The 2,272-nt window shown below is 40.8% G+C and carries 2 protein-coding genes; both read right to left on the bottom strand.

Annotation, left to right across the window (positions count from 1 at the left end; all coding sequences use genetic code 11):
• Positions 1 to 296: transposase (locus ABD76_RS25580; RefSeq protein WP_197259791.1), on the bottom strand; the 296-nt coding region annotated here is incomplete at its 3' end.
• 674 nt (positions 297 to 970) lie between these two features.
• On the bottom strand, positions 971 to 2,161 hold the full coding sequence (locus ABD76_RS25575) for an IS701 family transposase (RefSeq protein ID WP_197254446.1): 1,191 nt from the start codon (positions 2,159 to 2,161) through the stop codon (positions 971 to 973).
• Between the last annotated feature and the right edge of the window lie 111 nt (positions 2,162 to 2,272).

Here is a 2,272-nt window from a genome sequence, read left to right as displayed (position 1 = left end):
TCGAAATCCAGTCCGCAAAACCACAAATAGCCCGCATGCATGGGCAGCAGTTGATACAATTCCCGTTCGGAGTGGTTGAACAAATACAAAAGCAGCATCAGTCGAACCATTCGCTCCGGGTCAGCCGCCGGGCGACCGGTGCGTTCCGTATATAGCGGCGCTACCCAATCATGGACGATGGATAAATCAAGCGCCTCGTTGATTTGACGCAGGATGTGCTTTTTCGGCACGAGTTCATCCATATCCACGAATTGAAACATCTGAGGCTGGACAGCCGATGACTTATAGGCTTTCATGTTCAATCACTCTCTCGATTATTTGTTACAGTACAAATTCGACAAAACCGTGGGAAAGACCTGTTTAAGCGGACTTTTTCACCAGACTTCTAAACTATTAGGCATAAAAGATACATACACCATAATAAATGAACTTATTAGCCAAAAAAATGATTCTTTTTCAATAAGTGCATTTTTTTAGCTCGATTAACAATATAAATGCATAAAAGAACTGAAACAACCCTTGCAACAATCAATAACTTATAATCCATACTTACCCCTTTCTTTATTCCCACTGCCTTTTAAAACAAATATTATCAAAGAATAAAACATGGAAATCATATATTTTATATTCTTATATGGGGAGTCGTGCATTCCTACACCACTCATTCTTTCATGCATTGTAGCAGGTATCTCTTTGATTTTGTATCCCAATTTTAACATCAAAATAATTAAGTTCGCGTCGGGATAATCAGGATAATTTCCTGACTTCACATAATATTCAAAAGCCTTTTTATCTTGATCAACAATTTGAAAGTATTAGTTCCTATTTTCCTGAAGAATCCATGATTGTATGTATTTTTTCAAAAACCTGGATCCGATAACAATATCACATTTCTCATTTTCTATTTCTTTACTGTACATGCCAATAAACACTTCAAGAAAATGTAAATCTAAAAAAGCTGACAGTACCCCTATGCAGCTCCAAGCTGTGTTTGAATTTGAGCGAGAGCTACTCCGGATAGAGCTTGTTTATAAACATATTCAATCCAATGTTGCTTTTTTTCTCGTCGATATTGGTGCAATCCATCCAAAAGATAGCCTTGCCCGCTGTAAATACAGCACATCGAAACAAAAGAGAGTAGCGCCCAGTAGCGATCGATCGCTTTCGTAGATCGAACCTGATATCGATCCAAGCCGAGGTGGACTTTCGCCGTTCGAAAATACGTTTCAATCGACCATCGCTTGCTATAATAGCTCAGAATTTGCTTGTTGGTTAGAGAAACATCTGTACTTAGAAAAGCTTTCACCTGCTTAGGGTTCAGTTCTTCTCCTTCTTTCCAGCAGAAAAGAACGACTCCATTATCAAGCAAATTGAGCTTTCCTTCGTATCGATAAACGCGATAAGAGTCTTCTCCGATGGTCACGAGATCGGTATCAGACTTCGACATAAACGAAGCAAATTCTTTAATCGATTGGCGAATCCCTTGTGGGTAAATGATGCGATTGGTCTTCAGACCGCTAATGACATGGAATCCTTGCTCGCTACTCACCTGAAGAACAGAGGCTGAAGGATACCACGAATCCATTAATACGTACGTTTGGTGATGGGACCTGGGCACTTGCCGGATCATGTCACAAGCCAGATCAATCTTGCTCTTGCTTTTGGATTCATAGCGTTCTGTTGCAAAGGGATATACTATATCACCCGCCCGTAGCATGGCTTCCACTACAGCATGACCATAGACCTTCTTTCCCTTGAGATGAGAGTGGTGAAAGGCTGAGCCCTGGATCGAGTCAACCGCCCGTGACGAAGGTTTGGTTTTTTCACACACCGTATCATCTACAATGACAAAGATAGGACTGTTATTGTGCTTAGCGCTGTATTTGACTTGCTGATAGGCGATATTACGTACGATTTGCTTCAGGAACTGTTCATCCCACTTCCCATGGGATAAAAAATGACTTAAGCTTCTGCGATCCCGATGATGCAAGCTTTCACGATGTATGTCTGTTAAGGTACCTGTAAATCCAGATGACAACATGCCATCTACAAAGTGAGTGATGTGATTAAGGACAGATTTGGAAAAATACAACGGGAGTTTCCATTGCCGAAAGATATTGTTCCAATGGCGATGCTGTGTTAACGTATACGTATGAGACATTTCTTGATCTCCTCTGCGTAGAGTGGTTGGTCGCACTTCTATTTTACACAGAGAGTCAAGGGTGTCTCTTTTTCTGCTATTTAATTACAGCGAATTTGGGCAAGTACAGTT

It is taken from the genome of Paenibacillus dendritiformis (assembly GCF_015845845.1).
GTDB lineage: Bacteria > Bacillota > Bacilli > Paenibacillales > Paenibacillaceae > Paenibacillus_B > Paenibacillus_B dendritiformis_C.
This window is presented reverse-complemented; position numbering and strand designations above follow the sequence as displayed.